At 55.1% G+C, this 19,221-nt stretch carries 15 protein-coding genes; 7 read left to right on the top strand and 8 right to left on the bottom strand.

The window, feature by feature from the left end; all coding sequences use genetic code 11:
• Positions 1-23 precede the first annotated feature (23 nt).
• Together dprA and JT718_RS05015 are read right to left on the bottom strand one after the other, a co-directional pair.
• A complete protein-coding gene (dprA, locus tag JT718_RS05020) occupies positions 24-1,139 on the bottom strand; it encodes a DNA-processing protein DprA (protein ID WP_205500778.1) in 1,116 nt (371 codons plus the stop codon).
• 149 nt (positions 1,140-1,288) lie between these two features.
• The gene (locus tag JT718_RS05015) at positions 1,289-1,627 is read right to left on the bottom strand and encodes a MerR family transcriptional regulator (protein ID WP_205500777.1); all 339 of its coding nucleotides are present in this window, start codon (positions 1,625-1,627) and stop codon (positions 1,289-1,291) included.
• Positions 1,628-1,891: 264 nt separating this feature from the next.
• On the opposite strand from JT718_RS05015, the gene alaS reads away from it, so the two are divergent.
• The 3 genes from alaS to JT718_RS05000 all read left to right on the top strand — a co-directional run bounded on the left by alaS (position 1,892) and on the right by JT718_RS05000 (position 7,617).
• A complete protein-coding gene (gene alaS / locus JT718_RS05010; RefSeq protein WP_205500776.1) occupies positions 1,892-4,528 on the top strand; it encodes an alanine--tRNA ligase in 2,637 nt (878 codons plus the stop codon).
• 488 nt (positions 4,529-5,016) lie between these two features.
• Positions 5,017-6,474 carry an Asp-tRNA(Asn)/Glu-tRNA(Gln) amidotransferase subunit GatB gene (gene gatB, locus JT718_RS05005; RefSeq protein WP_205500775.1) on the top strand — a complete coding sequence of 486 codons (1,458 nt, stop codon included), beginning with the start codon at positions 5,017-5,019 and terminating at the stop codon, positions 6,472-6,474.
• An 18-nt stretch (positions 6,475-6,492) separates the two neighbouring features.
• Positions 6,493-7,617, top strand: coding sequence for a TlpA disulfide reductase family protein (locus tag JT718_RS05000; protein ID WP_205500774.1), 1,125 nt, complete (start codon positions 6,493-6,495; stop codon positions 7,615-7,617).
• 59 nt (positions 7,618-7,676) lie between these two features.
• On the opposite strand, the gene JT718_RS04995 is transcribed toward JT718_RS05000, so the two are convergent.
• The 3 genes from JT718_RS04995 to JT718_RS04985 all read right to left on the bottom strand — a co-directional run bounded on the left by JT718_RS04995 (position 7,677) and on the right by JT718_RS04985 (position 9,642).
• Entirely contained in the window at positions 7,677-8,315 is a 639-nt protein-coding gene (locus JT718_RS04995; RefSeq protein ID WP_205500773.1) for a hypothetical protein, read from the bottom strand.
• Positions 8,316-8,356: 41 nt separating this feature from the next.
• A complete protein-coding gene (locus JT718_RS04990; protein ID WP_205500772.1) occupies positions 8,357-8,875 on the bottom strand; it encodes an acyl-CoA thioesterase in 519 nt (172 codons plus the stop codon).
• Between the two features lie 116 nt (positions 8,876-8,991).
• Complete coding sequence (locus JT718_RS04985; RefSeq protein ID WP_205500771.1) at positions 8,992-9,642, bottom strand: protein-L-isoaspartate(D-aspartate) O-methyltransferase; 651 nt, start codon at positions 9,640-9,642, stop codon at positions 8,992-8,994.
• A gap of 178 nt (positions 9,643-9,820) precedes the next feature.
• Here JT718_RS04985 and JT718_RS04980 point away from each other — a divergent pair, with 178 nt between their 5' ends.
• The gene (locus JT718_RS04980) at positions 9,821-11,227 is read left to right on the top strand and encodes a sugar transferase (RefSeq protein ID WP_205500770.1); all 1,407 of its coding nucleotides are present in this window, start codon (positions 9,821-9,823) and stop codon (positions 11,225-11,227) included.
• Positions 11,228-11,341: 114 nt separating this feature from the next.
• Positions 11,342-11,929, top strand: a complete 588-nt coding sequence (locus JT718_RS04975; RefSeq protein ID WP_205500769.1) for a riboflavin synthase — start codon at positions 11,342-11,344, stop codon at positions 11,927-11,929.
• Between the two features lie 73 nt (positions 11,930-12,002).
• Here JT718_RS04975 and JT718_RS04970 read toward each other — a convergent pair whose 3' ends face one another.
• Both JT718_RS04970 and hemF read right to left on the bottom strand, forming a co-directional pair.
• Positions 12,003-12,572, bottom strand: coding sequence for a phosphatase PAP2 family protein (locus JT718_RS04970; protein WP_205500768.1), 570 nt, complete (start codon positions 12,570-12,572; stop codon positions 12,003-12,005).
• A 1-nt stretch (position 12,573) separates the two neighbouring features.
• Entirely contained in the window at positions 12,574-13,470 is an 897-nt protein-coding gene (gene hemF / locus JT718_RS04965; RefSeq protein WP_205500767.1) for an oxygen-dependent coproporphyrinogen oxidase, read from the bottom strand.
• A 128-nt stretch (positions 13,471-13,598) separates the two neighbouring features.
• Between hemF and JT718_RS04960 the strand changes: the two genes are divergently transcribed.
• The gene (locus JT718_RS04960; RefSeq protein ID WP_205500766.1) at positions 13,599-15,680 is read left to right on the top strand and encodes an alpha-ketoacid dehydrogenase subunit alpha/beta; all 2,082 of its coding nucleotides are present in this window, start codon (positions 13,599-13,601) and stop codon (positions 15,678-15,680) included.
• Between the two features lie 158 nt (positions 15,681-15,838).
• Here the strand turns inward: JT718_RS04960 and tamL are convergent, their stop codons facing one another.
• On the bottom strand, positions 15,839-18,325 hold the full coding sequence (gene tamL, locus JT718_RS04955; RefSeq protein WP_205500765.1) for a translocation and assembly module lipoprotein TamL: 2,487 nt from the start codon (positions 18,323-18,325) through the stop codon (positions 15,839-15,841).
• Between the two features lie 13 nt (positions 18,326-18,338).
• On the opposite strand from tamL, the gene JT718_RS04950 reads away from it, so the two are divergent.
• Positions 18,339-19,085 (top strand): RNA methyltransferase, encoded by a 747-nt coding sequence (locus JT718_RS04950; protein ID WP_205500764.1) that lies wholly within the window; start codon positions 18,339-18,341, stop codon positions 19,083-19,085.
• Positions 19,086-19,221: the final 136 nt, after the last annotated feature.

The raw sequence follows: 19,221 nt of genomic DNA, 5'->3' as shown, positions 1-19,221 counted from the left end.
GGAGTGCTACAAAGCATGCGGCTTTATACCAGGGCGTACAGCTTGCCAGGCAGGGCTTTCACTAGGCCCGTCATTTCCAGCGTGAACAGCACAGACGAGAGGGGCCCCATGGAGAGTTGGGTATGCCTACTGAGGACATCAATGTGCGTAGCACCCGCTTGTTGCAGGACTTTTAAGACGCGCTGTTCTTCGTCGGGGAAGCCGCTCAGGTCAAGCGCCGGAACTTCGCGGGGCAAAGCATTGGGAGAAAGGGCTTTGTCCCAGTTCAGGAGTTCCTCCAGGTCTTTGGGTTTGGTATAGGGCACCGCTTTCAAAGATTTGATGAGGTGATTGCAGCCCTGCGAGGTCTCTGAGGTAATGGGGCCCGGCACGGCCATGACCTCTCGGTCGTAGCTGTGGGCAATATCGGCGGAGATGAGCGAGCCGCCCTTGCTGGTTGATTCCACCACAATGGTGCAGTCGGCCATGCCGGCAATGATGCGGTTGCGCGCCGGGAAGCGCGGCGCATCGGGCTTGGTCCCGAAGGGGAACTCAGAGAGTAGGCCGCCGTTTTCCAGCATGCGCTCGGTGTCTTTGCGGTGCGCGGCCGGGTACACGGTTTCCACGCTGTTGGCCATGACCCCAATGGTAGGCAAGCCCACCTTTAGGGCGGCCCGATGCGCAATAATGTCAATCCCGAAGGCCAGTCCGCTCACCACCAGCGCCTCATGCTGCACCAAACCCTGCACAAGCTGCTCGGTCACGGCGCGGCCATACTCGGTGCTTTTGCGGGTGCCCACAATGCTGATCACTTTGGTGGCGTTAAGGTTGGCGGTGCCTTTGTAGTAGAGGAGCAGGGGCGCGTCTGGTAGGTGCCGGAGCCGGTCGGGGTAAGCGGGATTGGTGTAGTACAGCAACTGCACGCCTTCCTTCTCGGCCCGCTTGAGCACTTCCTCGGCTTGCCGCAAGGCCTGGGTTTTGCTGCCGGCAATGCTTTTCACCAGAACTTCCCCAATTCTGGGCACTCTGGTGAGCCGGTCCTTGGGGGCCGAGAACACCGCCTCGGCCGAGCCGAAGTACTTCACCAGGGTACGCGCCGTACCGCCCCCCACGTGGGGAATAATGGGAAGAGCCACCTGGTACAACAAATCCTGCGACACGGTGTTGGAGTTCTGAGTCTTGAGTCCTGAGTCCTGAGTTGCTTTATACGATCTATTGAGATCTGGTTTATCCTAATTTCCTAGACTTAAGACTCAGAACCTGGGTCAAAACTCAGAACTCAAGACTCAGCACTCAGAACTTGCTTCCGTTAAGGAAGCTGAGATTTGATGTTCAGCAAGAACTCCTTCACTTTCTCCAGGCTCTGGATCATCTCAAACTTTTCGCGGGCCTGCACGCCGCGGGTCTTGAGCATTTCGCGGGCACCCTGAATGGTGTAGCCCCGTTCCTTTACCAGGTGGTACACAAAGCGCAGGTTCTCAATGTCCTTTGGGGAGAAAAGGCGGTTGCCCTTTTTATTCTTTTTAGGCTTGAGGATATCAAATTCGGTTTCCCAAAACCGGATAAGGGAGGGGGCCACCTCAAACATAGCAGCTACTTCGCCAATGCTGTAATACTGCTTTTCTATATCGCGTTCTTTGTAAGGCACTTTCTTGTGAGTTCTGAGTCTTGCATCTTGAGTCTTGAGACTGGAAATTTCTTGAACTGACTCAGGACTCAAGACTCAGAACTCAGGACTCTTTTCGCTTGTTTTCTGAAAAACAGGCCGAAAACCCCTGGCCTCCCTCCGCAATTTGGCAAAAAAGCTTACTTTTGCATAGGGTGTATGGCCGGCTGGGAAGGCAAAAATTGGCTTTTTCTTCCGTATTTACAAGCCCTTGCGCTTAAGTTTAGAAAGCAATTATTTAGATACATGACCTCCGCTGAGATTCGTCAGAAGTTCCTCGATTTCTTCGCCTCTAAAGGCCACCAGATTGTTCCGTCGGCGCCCATTGTGGTAAAAGACGACCCCACGCTCATGTTCATCAACTCGGGCATGGCGCCGTTCAAAGACTATTTCCTGGGCAACAAACCCGCGCCATACGCCCGCGTGGCCGATACGCAGAAGTGCTTGCGCGTGTCTGGGAAGCACAATGACCTGGAGGAAGTAGGCTATGACACCTACCACCACACCATGTTTGAGATGCTGGGGAACTGGTCTTTTGGCGACTATTTCAAGAAAGAGGCCCTGGAATGGTCCTGGGAACTGCTGACGGAGGTATACAAACTGCCTAAGGACAGACTGTACGTATCCGTTTTCAAGGGCGATAGTTCTGATAACCTTCCAATGGACCAGGATGCGTTCAATATCTGGAAGACCATGATTGCCGAAGACCGGATCCTGATGGGGAACAAGAAGGATAACTTCTGGGAAATGGGCGATACCGGTCCGTGCGGACCATGCTCTGAGATCCACGTGGACCTTCGTTCTGACGAAGAAGTAGCCAAGGTTCCGGGTAAAGACCTAGTAAACAATGACCACCCGCAGGTAGTGGAGATCTGGAACAATGTATTCATGGAGTTCAACCGTCTGGCCGATGGTTCGCTGGTAAAACTCCCTGCGCAACACGTAGATACAGGTATGGGCTTCGAGCGTTTGTGCATGGCTATCCAGGGCAAACAGTCGAACTACGATACCGACGTGTTCCAGCCGATGATCCAGTACATCGCGAAAGAGGCGGGAGTAACCTATGGCGAAAACGAGAAAACCGATATAGCTATTCGGGTTCTGGCCGACCACATCCGGGCCATTGCTTTTACCATTGCCGATGGTCAATTACCGTCTAACAACAAGGCCGGGTATGTGATTCGTCGTATTCTGCGCCGTGCGGTGCGTTACTCGTTTACCTACCTGAACTTCAAGAAGCCGTTCCTGAACACCATTGTGCCGGTATTGGCCGATCAGTTAGCGAACGTGTTCCCGGAACTGAAAGCGCAGCAAGCGTTTGTGCAGCGCGTGATTGAGGAAGAAGAGAATGCTTTCTTACGCACGCTGGAGAACGGCTTGAAGCGTCTGGACTCTTTACAAGAAACTTTCAAAGCGAACGGCAATACAATTGACGGCAAAACCGCTTTTGAATTATATGACACCTTCGGCTTCCCGCTGGATTTGACGGCCCTGATCGCAAAGGAGAATGGCTTCACCATTGATGAGGCTGGCTTCACTACCGAGATGGAGCAGCAGAAAAACCGTTCCCGTAACGCCGCTGCTACAGAGCAGAGCGATTGGGTCATTTTGCAACCAGATGTGGAGACGGAGTGGGTAGCGTATGACGCAGACCAGGTAGAAGCCCGCGTGGTGCGTTACCGTCAGGTGACGGCTAAGAACAAGAAGGAATTTCATATAGTATTAGACCGCACCCCATTCTATGCCGAAAGCGGTGGACAGGTAGGTGATACCGGTGTGCTGGAATCTGCTGCTGGCACTGTGAAGGTGCTGGACACTAAAAAGGAGAACGACCTGATCCTGCACATTACGGCTGAGCTGCCAAAAGACCTTGAGGCCCCGGTTGTAGCTAAAGTAGACAGCAAGCGTCGGGCGCTTATCAAAAAGAACCACTCGGCGACGCACTTACTGCACGCTGCCTTAAAGCAGGTGTTAGGCGACCACGTTAACCAGAAAGGCTCCTTAGTAAGCGACAAGCTGCTTCGTTTTGACTTCTCCCACTTCACCAAAGTAACCGAAGAGCAGTTGCGCGAAGTAGAGCAGATTGTGAACGAGCGCATCCGGGAGTCTATCGAGAAAGACGAGCGCCGCAACGTGCCTATTGAAGAAGCGAAAGCGTTAGGCGCGATGGCCTTGTTCGGTGAGAAATACGGCGACTTCGTGCGGGTGATTACCTTCAACAAAGACTTCTCTATAGAGCTTTGCGGGGGTATTCACGTACAGAACACCGGTAACATCGGTTTCTTCAAAATTGTTAGTGAAAGCTCGGTAGCGGCCGGGGTTCGTCGGATTGAAGCGGTTACGGCTGATGTAGCTGAACAATTTGTAGACGAGCAGATCTCTCAGTTTGAAGAAGTGAAGCAGCTGTTAGGCGTGCAGAAGGACTTCGGAAAAGCAATTGAGAAGATCCAGGATGAGAATGCTGCCTTACGCAAGCAACTGGAAGCGTTTGAACTGAAGCAGGTAACCGCTCAGAAAGAGAAGCTGGCTGCTCAGGTGCAAAACCTGGATGGCATTAACTTCCTTGCGGCTCGGGTAGAAGTTAGCTCCGCCGATTACCTGAAGAAACTGGCTTTTGACCTACGTTCGGTAGTAGACAACCTGGTGCTGGTACTGGCAGCTGATATTGACGGCAAACCACAGTTAGCCGTGATGCTGTCTGACGAAGTGGTTTCTGGTAAAGGCCTGAACGCCGTGCAAATGGTAAAAGAACTGGCCAAAGAAATCAAAGGCGGCGGCGGCGGACAGCCGTTCTACGCTACTGCCGGTGGTAAAGACGTGGCGGGCCTAGATGCGGCCCTAGCCAAAGCCGAAGACTTCGTGCAACAGGAACTGGCTAAGTAACTCTATTTTCAGGCTGTTTTCCTGAAAATAGCCTGAAAACAAAACCTATGAGGTTTTTATACCCTCACAGGTTTAAAATAGCCTTTACCAAAGCTTTACAAGCTTGATGTTATTCGCCTCCTCGGTCTGTCTCCCGACAGACCGAAACGATAAAGCTGATGTAAAGCGTTGTCCTGTTAGTGGACAGACCAAGGTGGAGATAATTACCTTTTAGCCAACTAATCTGTCACGAGTTTATAACTCGTGACAAAGGATGAGGCGAGTCTCCAGACTCGCTAAAAGGCAAAAGAAAGTATAGTGTGTAGGTAGTCTGGAAACTACCACCATACAAAGGCACGAGCCTGGAGACTCGCGCCAGAAGTCAGTCACAAGTAAAAAGAATTGGAAACATTGCCGAAAAGCGGCTGTTTTCTAAAAAATAGACCAAAAACAGAATCGTGAAAAAGTACCTGATACTTGATACATGATTCTTGATACTAAAAACAAACATGAACGAAGAGATCCGTTCCCAATACCAAGCAATTATCGGTCTGGAGGTGCACGCCCAGTTGCTCACCGAGAGCAAGGCGTATTCTTCAGATTCTACGGAGTACGGCATGCTGCCGAACACGAACCTGAGCGTGATTACCCTGGGGCACCCGGGTACTTTGCCGCGCGTGAACAAGAAAGTGGTAGAGATGGCCATGAAGATGGGCCTGGCGACTGGCTCAGCGATTACGCGCCACAATTACTACGCCCGTAAGAACTACTTCTACCCAGACCTCCCGAAGGGCTACCAGATTACGCAGGACAAAACGCCTATTTGCACCAAAGGTCACTTGGACATCAAAACCAAAGACGGACAGGAGAAGCGCATCGGGATAACGCGTATCCACATGGAGGAAGACGCCGGGAAATCCATGCACCTGGCTGGGGAGACCGAAACATTGGTAGACCTGAACCGCGCCGGAACGCCGCTGATTGAGATCGTGTCGGAGCCGGACATCCGGGACTCTGAGGAGGCGTACGCGTACCTGACCCAGATTAAGAAACTGGTGCAGTACCTGGAGATATGCGACGGGAACATGGAAGAAGGTTCTCTGCGTTGTGATGCCAACATCTCGGTAATGAAGAAAGGTGCCAGCAAGTGGGGTACCAAGGTGGAGGTGAAGAACATGAACTCCTTCCGCAACGTGCAGCGCGCCATTGAGCACGAGATTGACCGTCAGATCGCGGTGCTGGAAGCAGGTGGAACGGTAGACGCCGAGACCCGGAACTTTGACGCAGGTACCGGTACTACCACCGGCATGCGTTCTAAGGAAACCATGAACGACTACCGGTATTTTCCGGAGCCAGACCTTCCGCCGGTCATCATCTCAGAAGAGTGGTTGCAATCGGTGAAGGACAGCATGCCCGCGCTTCCGCAGGAGTTGTATGACCGCTTCACGCAGCAGTACGGCTTGTCTGACTACGATGCCGGCGTATTGACCGATGAGAAGGAGATTGCCCTGTACTTTGATCAGTTGTGCCAGCACACCCAAAACTACAAGGCAGCCGCCAACTGGATCAGCGGCCCGGTGAAATCCTACCTGAACGAGTTGACCCTTACCATTGGGGCGTTCCCGCTGAAGCCGGAGCAGATTGCCGGCCTCATTCAACTGGTAGACAGCAATAAGGTAAGCCACAGTGTAGCGGCCAAGCAGATTTTCCCGTATTTATTGGAAAATCCCGAAAAAACCGCAGAGCAGGTGGCCACCGAGCAGAACCTGGTGCAGGAATCAGACGAGGGGGCGCTGCAGGCCATCATTGACGGCGTTTTAGCGGCCAATCCGCAGAAAGTGGCCGAATACAAGGCGGGGAAAGCGTCGCTGCTGGGCATGTTCATGGGCGACCTCATGAAACAGACCAAAGGCAAAGCCGATCCTAAGCTGGCGAATAAGTTATTGAAAGAGAGCTTAGAAAAGTAAGCCTACTTATAGAAGAAGATGAAAAAACAGATTGTACTGGCCGTTGCCGCGTTGGGGGTTCTAGGGGCCTGCCAGAAAAAAGGAGTCACTTCCGCAGACACGGAGAAAAGCTACCGCATCACGGGTAAGATCAACAACATGACCCGGGGCAACGTGTACCTGGATGAACTGGGCGAGCAAGCCTTTGTACCGGTAGACACCGCCACCATCAACCAGGACGGGACGTTTGTGATGGAGGGCACCGTGAACGAGCCGGCCATCTACAAACTGGGGTTCGAGAACCAGGAAGGCATCATGCTGGTGGTAGACAACCAGTCCATTGAAATCACCGCCGACTCTGGGAAAGTGGCCCAATCCTACACCGTGAAAGGCTCCAGGGATTCAGAGCTGATCAAGCAGTTGAACACCATCATGCAGGGCATGCAGCAGAACGTCACCGCCCTGAACCAGCAGTTCCAGGAAGCCGCTACCTCCGGCAACCAGGCCGAGATGAAACGCCTGCAGGACCAGTTTATGGCTGCGCAGCGCGAGAACCAGAACCAACTGAAGGCGTTTGTGAAGGCCAACCCTAACTCGGTGGTCTCGGTGTACACGGCCGGGAACATCCTGAACCTGGATGAGCACTTTCCTTTTGTAGACAGCATGGCCACCGCTTTCAAGGCCAGCCTGCCCAACTCTAAGTACACCAAAGCCCTGGAAGAGCGCTTGTCTAAGGTGCGCAGCACCGCGCTGGGCAGTGCCGCCCCCAACATCTCCCTGCCGTCCCCGGCCGGTCCGGAGATCTCGCTGGCGTCGCTGCGCGGCAAGTACGTGCTCATTGACTTCTGGGCCAGCTGGTGCGGTCCGTGCCGCCAGGAGAACCCCAACGTGGTGCGCATGTACAACAAGTACAAAGACAAAGGTTTCGAGATTTTCGGGGTAAGCCTGGACCAGGACAGAGCCAAGTGGTTAAAGGCCATTGAGAACGACAAGCTCACTTGGCCGCACGTATCTGACCTGAAAGGCTGGGAAAGCAGCGCCGCCGCCTTGTACGGGGTAACGGCCATTCCGCAAACCGTTCTGTTGGACAAGGAAGGAAAAATCATCGCCAAAAACCTGCGCGGCGAGGCTTTGGAAGAGAAACTTGCCTCTCTGCTGCAATAATCCGTAACAGAGGAGAAAAGAAAAGGGCTGCCTGGTAGAAGGGCAGCCCTTTTTTGGTTCTAGTTTTGCTGGAGGAAGATCTTCTGCAGCACGTCCCACAGCTTCTTTTTCAGCTCAACGCTCTTCTCAATGTCTTCCAGGGAGTCTACCAGCACAAAGCGCGACTCGCCCGACCGGTACATGCGGTAGAATTCCATGCGCGAAAGGTTGGCCACCGGCAGCCCCTGCCCGAAGAGCAGGATGGCGCTGGCCCGCTGGGTGGCGGCAATCTGCTTCACGTCATGCTCCACCTGCCGGGACAGGTTCCCGAACTTTACCTGGCTGGTGCTCAGCCCCACCGCCGCCAGCACTTTCTGCAGGAATGCATGCTGCGGCAACTGTTGGAACACGGGCTCCGGCACCTCAAACAAGAGATACGTTCCTTTCACGGCCTCACCCCACCAGGTAATTTCAGGGGCCGGTCCCTTCGCCACGGGGGCAACTACTTTTTCCGGGAATTCGGGTAGGCGGGGCGTTTTGGCTTCAGCGGGAGCAGGCGTCACAGGGGGAGTAGGATTCACCTCGGCAACGGGGGCGGCGGCTACAGCCGGTACCGGGGCGGGCGCTGCCGGCGTACCCTGCTCTTCCGGAAGCACATACAGGGTGTCCTGCTCAAAAAGCTGCTGCAGAAAAGAAAGCGGGGGTTGTTCTGGCGCCATGGCGTTTTTGGTCTGTTTTGGGTAAAAGAGGGCTAAATCAATTAACCTAAGTCAAAAATGGACTTAAGTTCATTGGCATCGTGCGGCTTCATGCGGCCCGCCAGGATGAGGCGCAGCTGGCGGCGGCGCAGGGCCCCGTCGTATAATTTCACCTCTTCCTCGGTCTCGGGCAGCGCCTCGGGTACGTCAATGGGGTTGCCCGACTGGTCCACGGCCACAAAGGTAAAGAACGCTTCGTTTGATTTCACCTTGGTGCCCGAGGGAATATCCTCAGACCACACATTGATGTGTACTTCCATAGACGAGCTGAAGGCGCGGGTCACCTGGGCTTCCAGGGTGATCACGTTGCCCAGCTTAATGCTTTCCTTGAAGGAGACGTTGTCTACGGAGGCCGTTACCACAATGCGGTTAGAGTGTTTCTGGGCGGCAATGGCCGAAACAATGTCCATCCAGTGCATCATTTTGCCCCCCATGAGGTTGTTAAGGGTGTTGGTGTCATTGGGCAGAACAAGTTCCGTCATCCTGACATATGAATCTTTTACAGATTTCTGTTTACGCATAGAGTTGAAGAAGTAGTAGCCCGCAAAGATACAGCAGATTCAGCAAAGCCCCGCTGCTTTTTGCTAATGGGCGTTAGGTAAAAAGGACTGGTATAATCAGCAGGAGGGAAGTGGGGCTATTTCCAGCCTTGTTTTCCTAAAAGCGGCACAAACTTGAAGTTGTCAAACTCTTCCTTGGTGAATTCCTCCTCGCCCACGCGGGTAATGCGCAACATCTTCTGGGTGGCGGTATCGCCCACCGGGATCACCAGCTTTCCGCCCACGGTGAGTTGTCGCAACAGGCTTTTGGGGATGATGGGCGCCCCGGCGGTCACCAGGATCTTGTGGAAGGGGGCGTGCTGCGGCAGGCCCTCAGAGCCATCGCCCAGGAAGGTGGCGGGAGTGAGGCCCATGAGCTGAAACTGCTTTTTGGCTTTCTGGTACAGCACCTCATTGTACTCAATGGTGTACACGTGCGGGGTTAGCTGCAGTAAGATGCTGCACTGGTAGCCAGAGCCGGTGCCCACCTCCAGCACCTTGTCCTGCGGCTCTACCTCCAGCAGCTCGGTCTGGTAGGCTACCGTGTACGGCTGCGAGATGGTCTGCCCCTCGCCAATAGGAAAGGCTTTGTCCTGGTAAGCTTGCTCCAGAAAGGCTTTCTCAAAGAAGAAGTGGCGGGGCACCTGTTCTATGGCCTCCAACACCCGTCTGTCTTTGATTCCCTTTTCCTGAACAATGCGCACCAGGCTCTTGCGCATGCCTTTGTGCCGGTAACTATCTATGAGCATAAATAGGACAGATTATGTACGGTATACGTTTCTTACCCTTGCAGGAAGCAACTACGGCGCTAAAATAGCAAATACGGTTTTAACCCCGGGCTTTAATTTTAGCCGTGTATTTTAGAAATTGCGTGTAGCTTTGCGCAGAAGCGGCGCTTCTATCTGCCGCCCCGCGCTCTGGTAATCCATGCAACTAAACCGCACCATACACCCCTATAAAGTTGTTCTGGGAGATTTTATTTCGGCCTTTCTGGGCTGGATGGCCTTTTATCTTTCCACCAATCACTTTTTTGTAGACCTTACGGCAACCCTTAGCACCACGGTCTTAACCCAGGCATTCATGGTGGCTTCTTCCTGGGTGATCCTGTACGCCCTCTTAGGCCGCTACCGCGATGTGTACCGCCTTTCCCGGTTTAAGGAAGTGGTGCTGCTGGCTGGCATGTCCATGGGGGGAGCCGTGGCCATTTTGCTGGCGTTCTTCTTTGAAGACCCCACCTCCGCCAGGTTTCAGGTTTACTATGAGCCCATTGGCTATTATTTTGTACTGCACTTTCTGTTCTCCGCCATTGGCAAAGTGGCCGTGCTCAACCACTTGAAACGGCTGGTCCTGTACGGCGACGTTTACTTTAACACCATTGTGGTGGGCTCCAGCAGCAATGCCCGTGAGGTGTACAATGAACTGGAGAGCAATAACCGGCACCTGGGGCTTAATATTGTGGGGTTTGTGCAGAGCGAACTCTCCCAACCGCACCTGTTTCAGGAGCAGATTCCGCTGCTGGGCGACTTCCATAAGCTCCCGGCCCTCATCAATGAACTCACCGTTGAAGAAGTCATCATTGCCATTGAGCCCTCTGAGCACAAGCTGATCGAGCAGATCCTGAGCTCCTTGGAAGGCGAGCAGGTAAGAATCAGCATTCTGCCCGATGTGTACCAGATCCTGCTGGGCTCGGTAAAAGTGGCACACCTGTTCGGCACGCCGCTGATTGAAGTGAAGCGCGACCTCATGCCTTTCTGGCAGCAGATCCTGAAGCGGACCATTGATGTGCTGGCAGCTGCGTTAGTCTTGGTCCTGCTCTCACCCTTCTACCTGCTGTTGGCCGTGCTGGTGAAAATGTCCTCGCCCGGGCCGGTGTTCTTCAAGCAGGAACGCATTGGCTTACAAGGCAAACCCTTTTACATCTTCAAGTTCAGGAGCATGTACACCGACGCCGAGAAAATGGGTCCGGCCCTTTCCTCTGACAACGACCCCCGGGTCACCAAACTGGGCCGCTTCATGCGCAAGGTACGGCTAGATGAACTTCCGCAGTTTTATAACGTCTTGATTGGGGAGATGAGCCTGGTAGGGCCCCGGCCCGAACGTCAGCACTTCATTGACCTGATTACCCAGCAGGCGCCGCATTACAAACACCTGCAACGGGTAAGGCCGGGCATCACGTCCCTGGGCCAGGTGAAATTCGGCTACGCCCAGAACGTGCAGGAAATGGTAAAAAGGCTCAAGTACGACATTCTCTACATAGAGAACATGTCCCTGGCCATGGATTTCAGGGTGATGCTGTACACCATTAAAATCATTGTTCAAGGAAGAGGGAAATGATTTGGAGATTTGCAGATGAGAAGATTTGAAAGTTTTCTTATCTACCTATTTTCTTATCCTAATATTCAATAATCTTCCCATTGCCTAATCTTCAAATTATCAAATCTAGATATCATGTTCACAGGAATCATAGAAGCACAGGCCGAAGTGGTAGGCATCAGAGACGAGCACACCAACCGGCATTTTACCCTGCGGTGCCCTTTTACGCATGAGCTGAAGATAGACCAGAGCGTGGCGCATAACGGGGTTTGCCTCACGGTGGTAGCTATTGAGGGCGATACCTACACCGTTACCGCCATTGCTGAGACCTTGTCCAGGACCAACCTGGGCAAGTTGAAGCAGGGCGACAAGGTAAACCTGGAGCGCTGCCTGTTGGCCCACAGCCGCTATGACGGGCACATTGTGCAGGGCCACGTGGACCAGGTGGGCATCTGCGAAGAGGTGCGGGACCAGCAGGGAAGCTGGCTGTTCCGGTTCCGGTACCAGCCGCAGGCAGCGGGCAACATAACCGTGGAGAAAGGCTCCATCTGCGTGAACGGCATCAGCCTCACGGTGGTGGAATCGGGCGAGGACTACTTTTCGGTGGCCATTATCCCGTACACCTATGATTTCACCAACCTGCACACCGTTAAACCCGGCGACCAGGTGAACCTGGAGTTCGACATCATCGGGAAGTACGTGGCCCGGCTGCTCAAAAAATAAAAACCCTCTGTTTTGGGGCTGTTTACTGGAAATCAGCCCCAAAACAGAGGGAAATTTACGGGAGACGGAGTGCTTACTGCTGCCAGTAAGGATACCGCTCAGAAACTTTCTGGTAAAAGTACATGCCCAGCCAGGCGGCCCCGGTGCCCACCAGGGCCCCGAAGGTGATGTCGGCGGGGTAGTGCACGCCAAGGTAAATGCGGCTGTACGAAATGGCCGTCGCCCACACCAGCAGCAAAAACTTGAACACCCGCTGATTTTTGGGCAACAGCAAAATCACAAAGATGGCCACGGCAAACGCGTTGGCGGCGTGCGACGACACAAAGCCGTATCGGCCGCCACACCCATCAACGGCGTTCACGGCGCCCAGGGCAAGGTCATGGCAGGGCCGCAGCCGCGCAAAGAACGGCTTGAAGATGCCCGAAGATATAAAATCGGCCAGTCCTACGCTGGCACCCAGGCAGAGCACCATCAGCAGGCCCCTTCTTTTGTAGAAATAGAGAAAGAGTCCCGCCAGAATTGCGTAGAACGGGAACCACACGTACTTGTTGGAGATAAAGACCATGACCGCATCCCAGAAAGGAGAACGGTGGCTGTTCAGCTCCAGGAAAAGCGACTGGTCTAAGGCAATGAGTTCGTCCATGTTACTTCTGGTTTACCCAATCAATGTCTTTCCGGAAACAGGTCAGGGCCTCCGCCTCGGGCGAGCCCTCCGCCGGAACGTGGCTGTAGTGCCAGCTGGCCAGGGGAGGCAAACTCATCAGGATAGACTCGGTGCGGCCGTGCGTTTCCAGCCCGAACTTGGTGCCCCGGTCGTTGACCAGGTTAAACTCCACGTAGCGCCCCCGGCGGATAAGCTGCCACTCTTTTTCCTGTGGCGTAAAAGGCAGCCCTTTGTTCTGGTTTACCAGTGCCAGGTAAGTAGGCGAGAAGCTATCGGCCACGGCCTGCACAAAGGCGAAGCGCTCCTCCAGCGAGATTTCCTGGGTTGGCGTTAACCGGTCAAAGAAGATTCCGCCCACACCCCGGGTCTCCTCGCGGTGCGGAATGTAAAAGTACTCATCGGCCCACTTCTTGAACTCTGGGTAGTACGCCGGTTGAAACCGGTCACAGGTAGCCTTGAGCTGCTGGTGGAAGAACTGCACCTGTCCCTTGTTCACGTAAATGGGCGTCAGGTCAATGCCGCCGCCAAACCAGGCCTCGCCGTTGCCGGCCTCAAAGTACCGCACGTTCATGTGCGTGATGGGCACGTGCGGGCTGCGCGGATGGATTACCACCGAGACCCCGGTGGCGAAGAAATGCGGATCGGGGAGCAGGAGGGCCTGGGCCGCCTGCTCGGGCAGAATGCCTTCCACCGCCGAAAAATTCACGCCGCCCTTCTCAAAAACGGCTCCGTCCTGGATGACGCGGGCCGCGCCGCCGCCGCCGCCGGGGCGCTCCCATTGGTCTTCCTTAAACTTGGCCTGGCCGTCGCAGGCCTCTAAATCGGCACAAAGGCGTTCCTGGAATGACTTAAACCAGCGTTGTATCGTATCTCTCATGAAACAGGCAATGGCTGTTTTAAAGCCATTTCGGCAAAAATAGGCGATAAATAGGAGAGCCCCACCATTTCCTGATTTTGCTTTGTGCCGGAATAGCCGTACTTTAGAAAACAAACAATTGTTAGTACATGAATCACCCATCGGTTGAGACCTCCTCTCACGTTGAGATAGACCTTCTGGTAAAAGCGTATCGCCTGATGCTCACGGCCAAGGCCATGGCCGATACCTATGAAGAGAACAAAGCCATCTGCAGCAAGTACGTCCACAGCACCTCGCGCGGGCACGAGGCCATCCAACTGGCCACGGCCTTTCACCTCACCGGCAAAGATTTTCTGTCGGTGTACTACCGCGATGAATCCATCCTGCTGGGCCTGGGACTCACCCCGTATGAGCTGATGCTGCAACTCATGGCCAAGCGCGATGATCCGTTCAGCGGCGGCAGAACCTATTACGGGCACCCCTCGCTCAGAAGAGACGGCTTTCCGGTGATTCCGCACCAGAGCTCGGCCACCGGCATGCAGGCCATTCCGGCCACCGGTATGGCGCACGCCTTGTCGTATCTGGAGTCGCAGGGGTTGCAGGACCCGCAGGAGGGCCGCGTGGTGGTGTGTTCGCTGGGCGATGGCTCGGTGACTGAGGGCGAAGTGGCCGAGGCGTTCCAGATGGCCGTGCTCAAGAAGCTGCCCATCATTTACCTGGTGCAGGACAACGATTGGGGCATCTCGGCGAAAGGCACGGAGATGCGCGCCATGGACGCCTATGAATACGCCGCCGGTTTTAAGGGCATGGAACGCCTGCGGGTAGACGGAGCCGACTTCGTGGACTCCTACGCCGGCATGAAAGAGGCCTTTAGGATAGCGCGCGAGGAACGCCGGCCGGTGCTGGTGCACGCCAAGTGCCCGCTGCTGGGCCACCATACCTCCGGCGTACGCCGCGAGTGGTACCGGGGCGAGAACCTGACCGAACACAGTCAGCTGGACCCCATTCCCAGACTGGCTAGCTACTTACTGGAACAAGGGCTCAGCGAAGAAGAGCTTTCCCAAATGGCAGAGGATGCCAAAACCGAGGTGCAGGCGCACTATGAGAGAGCCCTTGCCGCGCCAGACCCGCATCCGGCCACCTTTAACCTGCACGAGTTCTCTGAGTTACACGTGAAGGAGGAAACCGGAACCCGCCAACCCGCCAACGCCGAGAAAGTGACCATGGTAGATGCGGCCCTCCACGCCGTGGATGAAATCTTGCGCCAGTACCCCGAGGCGCTCTTTTACGGGCAAGACGTGGGTGGCGAGCTGGGCGGAGTTTTCCGGGAGGCGGCCCTGCTGGCCAAAAAGTACGGCGATAACCGGGTGTTCAACACGCCTATTCAGGAAGCGTACATTGTGGGGTCTACGGCGGGCATGTCGGCGGTGGGGGCCAAACCCATCGTGGAGATCCAGTTCGCCGATTACATCTGGCCGGGCATTAACCAGCTGGTGGAAGAGCTTTCCAAGAGCTGTTACCTGAGCCAGGGCAAGTTTCCGGTTCAGTCGCTCATCAGGGTGCCCATAGGGGCCTACGGCGGGGGCGGCCCGTACCACTCGGGCAGCGTGGAGTCTACGCTCCTCAACATCAGGGGCATCAAAGTGGTGTACCCGTCCAACGCGGCCGACATGAAAGGCCTGATGAAAGCGGCGTTCCTGGACCCCAACCCCGTGGTGATGCTGGAACACAAAGGCCTGTACTGGTCTAAAGTGCCCGGCACCGAGGAAGCCAAAACCCCCGAGCCCGACCAGGACTACATCCTGCCCCTGGGCAAAGCCAACGTGGTGCAATCGGCGGCGGATGAAGAAGTGCAACGGGGCAACAGCCTCACGGTCATCACCTACGGCATGGGCGTTTACTGGGCCAAGTCGGCCAGCAAACAGCTTCCGGGCTCGGTGGAGATTGTAGACCTGCGCTCGCTCAACCCGCTGGATTTTGACCTGGTACAGGCCTCGGTGAAGCGGCACGGCAAAGTGCTGGTGCTTACCGAGGAACCGCTGCTCAACTCCTTCGCGGAATCGCTGGCGGGCCGCATCAGCCGCACCTGCTTCACCCATTTAGATGCCCCCGTCTTTACGCTGGGCGCCGAAAACCTGCCCGCCGTTCCCCTCAACGTGGACCTGGAGCGCATGATGCTGCCCAACGCCGACAAGGTGCTGACTACCCTGCAGGAGCTACTGGAATACTAAGAGTGAGAGCGGCGATTAAGAACCTGAACCGCAAATTTACCAGCGCACCGCGCTCATAAAAAAGTCCCTGTTTCAGGGCTGTTTTTCTAGAAACAGCCCTGAAACAGGGACTTTCTCGCTGTCAGAGCCAATCAACTGATAACTGACAACTGACATCCCTAGAAAGGATAGCCAATGCCCAGGTTAAAGGTGGTCTGGTTGGTGTTGCCGAAGATGCGGTCTGACCTGAATTGGTTGATGACAAAGCGGTTGCCCTGCGGCATGGCCGGATCATACAGCTTGGTAGCCACATCGAAACGCAGGATGGCGAAGGTAAAGTCCAGCCGTACGCCAAACCCGGTGCCCACCGCCAGCTCTTTGTAGAAGCGGTTCAGCTCAAACTTGGCCCCGGGCCTGAACTCATAGATATTGGGGTTGGGGTTAGTGTTCCGCTCCTGAAACAGCCACACATTGCCCGCATCCACAAACAGAGCCCCGTTTACGTTGGTGCCGCCAAACCGGAATATCCTGAACCGGAACTCAGAGTTCAACTCCAGCAAAATCTCGCCGGGCTGCTCAAAGAGATAATCCACCTGGTTAAAGTTCTCGCTGTTGGGGTCCCGGTTGATGAGGGAACTGGAGCCCGGCCCCAGGCGCCGCGGCAGCCAGGCCCGCACGCTGGAGGACCCGCCGGCAAAAAAATACTTGTCGTACGGCAGGGCCCTGGATTTGCCCAGCGGTTTGGCCACGCCGCCGTTGGCTCGGTACACAAAGGTCATGTTGTTGCCCAGGGCATGATAGCGGCGGTAGTCCACGTTGAGCTTGGCGAACCGGTAGGTGTTCATGTCCTTGAACTGCTCGGCCAGGTAGTTCCAGAGCAGCCCCCCGGTTTCCACAAACAGGCGCACCAGCTTGGCGTCATTGGACTGGTTGTAGTTGGCCGTGTTGTACAGGCTGGTGAAATTAATGGAAGAGACAAACGCGTCTTTGAAGCTTTCATTCAAGGGGTTACCCGAAAGCTCCAGGGTGTCCAGGTACTGCTGGAACTGCGGGTCAATACGAGGGGAGCTGATCACGTTGATGTCCAGGGGCGAGAAGCTGAACTGATGGATGTTCAGGCGCTGCCAGATATAGTCAAACGAGAAGTCTACGTTGGTTCTGGTGTACTCATTGCGGTCTACGTACGTGTAACCGGTACTGAATCGGGTGCGCGGGTTGTACCGGATCAGCAGGTCGTTGGTGCGGAAGGGCACCAGGATCTGCGGGAAAGTCACGCCCATGTCGGCCCCAATCTCGGTCCTGCGGCCCACGGTGGCCACGTTGCGCTGCAGCTGGCCTTCCACACCGGCCCGCACCCCCACGTCAAAGATCTCGGCCCCGCCGAAGATGTTCCTGATCCGGAACCGGATACTGGTGTAGGGCCCCGGCACCTTCTCGGTGAACGTACCGCCCACCTCAGACGTCTCCTGAAAGCGGGGCAGCAGGGCGGTATTGATCTGGGCGTTCAGGAGGCCCTGATTAGGGCCAATCGCCACCGTGTCGGCCACCCGTACGGAGTCTGCTACCTTGGTGTAGCTGATGGTGGTGTACTTGAACACGTCCAGGTTGCTGACAATGCGCTGGTTGTTGAGCGTACGGCTCGCCGAGTAGGTCTGCCCCGGCCGGATGATCACCTTACGGGCCAAAATCTTGGGCTTGATGCGGTGCTGGTAGGCCAGAAAGTGAACGTTGTTAAGCGCCACCGTATCGCGGGTGCGGCCAAACCGGTTCAGGCCCGCGTCTGAGATGAAGTACACATCTTTGATGGTGTAGACCTTGTGCCGGGTAGTGTCTGTTGGGTTGGCGATGAGGGTGCTCAGCCGCACGGTGTAGTCCTCGTAACTGGTGTCGGCCTCAAAGGTAATGAACTGCTGCCGGAACTCGTAGAAGCCGTTGTTCTTCAGGAGCTGCTCAAGGCGGGTGCGTTCCTGGCTCAGGAGCCCTTCGTCATAATTTTGCTGGAGCTTGATGAAGCTGGTGGCCTGGTTGGCCTGCAGCAAGTTCAGGATGGTGGTATCTGCCACCTGGTAGGTGTGCTGGGTAAGCAGGTAGGGTTTGTCTTCCTCCACCTGCAGGGTCACAAACACTTTTTTGTGGTGGGTCTGGGTGGTAGAGGAAACGTGGTTGCGGAAGAAACCCTTTGAGTTCAGGAAAATGCGCACCTGGTCTTCGGTCTGTACCAGCTTGAGCGAGTCAAAGATGGCGGGCGGCTCGCCCACCGTACGCATGAGCCAGTTGCCGTTCTCTTTCTTGTTCTGCAGCTTGGCCAGCTTGGTCTCTTTTTTTTCAATGAGCTTGTCTACTCTCACAGAGTCTGCGCCGGCCCGCTGGATGCGGCGGTTGGCGTCGGCGGTTTCCTCCTCAATGTTGGCCTGAATACGTTCTGGGTTGTAGAAGCGCTTGCCTAAGTAGTAGAGGTTCAGGTACAAGGGCACGCCCAGCACCCGGCGGTTGGGCTTCTGCTGGTACAGGGCCGCTATCTCAGATTTGTTGTTTTGTTTCACCCCCTCCAGCTTTATGCGCCAGAGCAGCCGCTCATTTTCACTCAGGTGACGGGTAGGAGTACAGCCCAGGAGCAGGCACAGCATTGTGAATACCGCGCCGAATACGTAACATCGTAGCTTCAAACGTAGAAAAGGTATGATCTCAAAAGGGCTTTTGAAGTACATTAGGTCTCTGCAAATAAAGAAATATAGATTGCTTCACCAAGCTTTCACGGTGGAAGGTGAAAAGAGTGTGGCCGAGCTGCTTCAGTCAGACTTTGCGTTGGAAACGGTATTTGCCACCCAAAAATTTTTACAGAAACATACCCATCTGCTCCAGAAAGGTTTTGAGGTGGTAGAGGTGAGCGAGGAGGAACTGGCCAAGGCCGGTTCTATGGAAACCAACAACGCCGCCCTGGCCATTGCCAGAATGAAGCCGGCGACCGATTTTGCCTGGCAAGACCACCCCTTTGTGCTGGCTTTGGACGAGGTGCGCGACCCCGGCAACCTGGGCACCATCATCCGCATCGCCGACTGGTACGGGCTCACCGCAGTGGTGCTCTCAGAGAATTCCGCCGATTTCTACAACCAGAAAGTGATTGCCGCCACCATGGGCTCCTTCACCCGCATCACGCCGCACTACGTCAATTTGCCGGAGTTTTTGCAGAAACGGCCCCAAAACGTGCCGGTGTACGGCGCGGCCTTGGCAGGCAAGAACGTGCACAAGCTAGACCTACAGCCCCGGGGCGTGCTCGTCATGGGCAACGAGTCGCACGGCATCAGGCCCGAAACCATGCAACTGGTTACCCAGCCCCTGCACATCCCCGGCCGGGGCGGCGCCGAGTCCCTCAACGTGGGCACGGCAACGGCCATTCTTCTGGACAACTTCTTCCGTAACAGTTAAAAGTCAGATACCAGCGGTTTCGTGGTTCTTACTTGTTTTCAGTAAAACGGCGGCGAAACGAAGATTTACCACTACCAGACAATAAAAAAAAGAGGAGCATTAGAGCTCCTCTTTTTTTTTATAGATCCTGCAGAAC

It is taken from the genome of Rufibacter psychrotolerans (assembly GCF_016924645.1).
Taxonomy (GTDB): domain Bacteria; phylum Bacteroidota; class Bacteroidia; order Cytophagales; family Hymenobacteraceae; genus Nibribacter; species Nibribacter psychrotolerans.
This window is presented reverse-complemented; position numbering and strand designations above follow the sequence as displayed.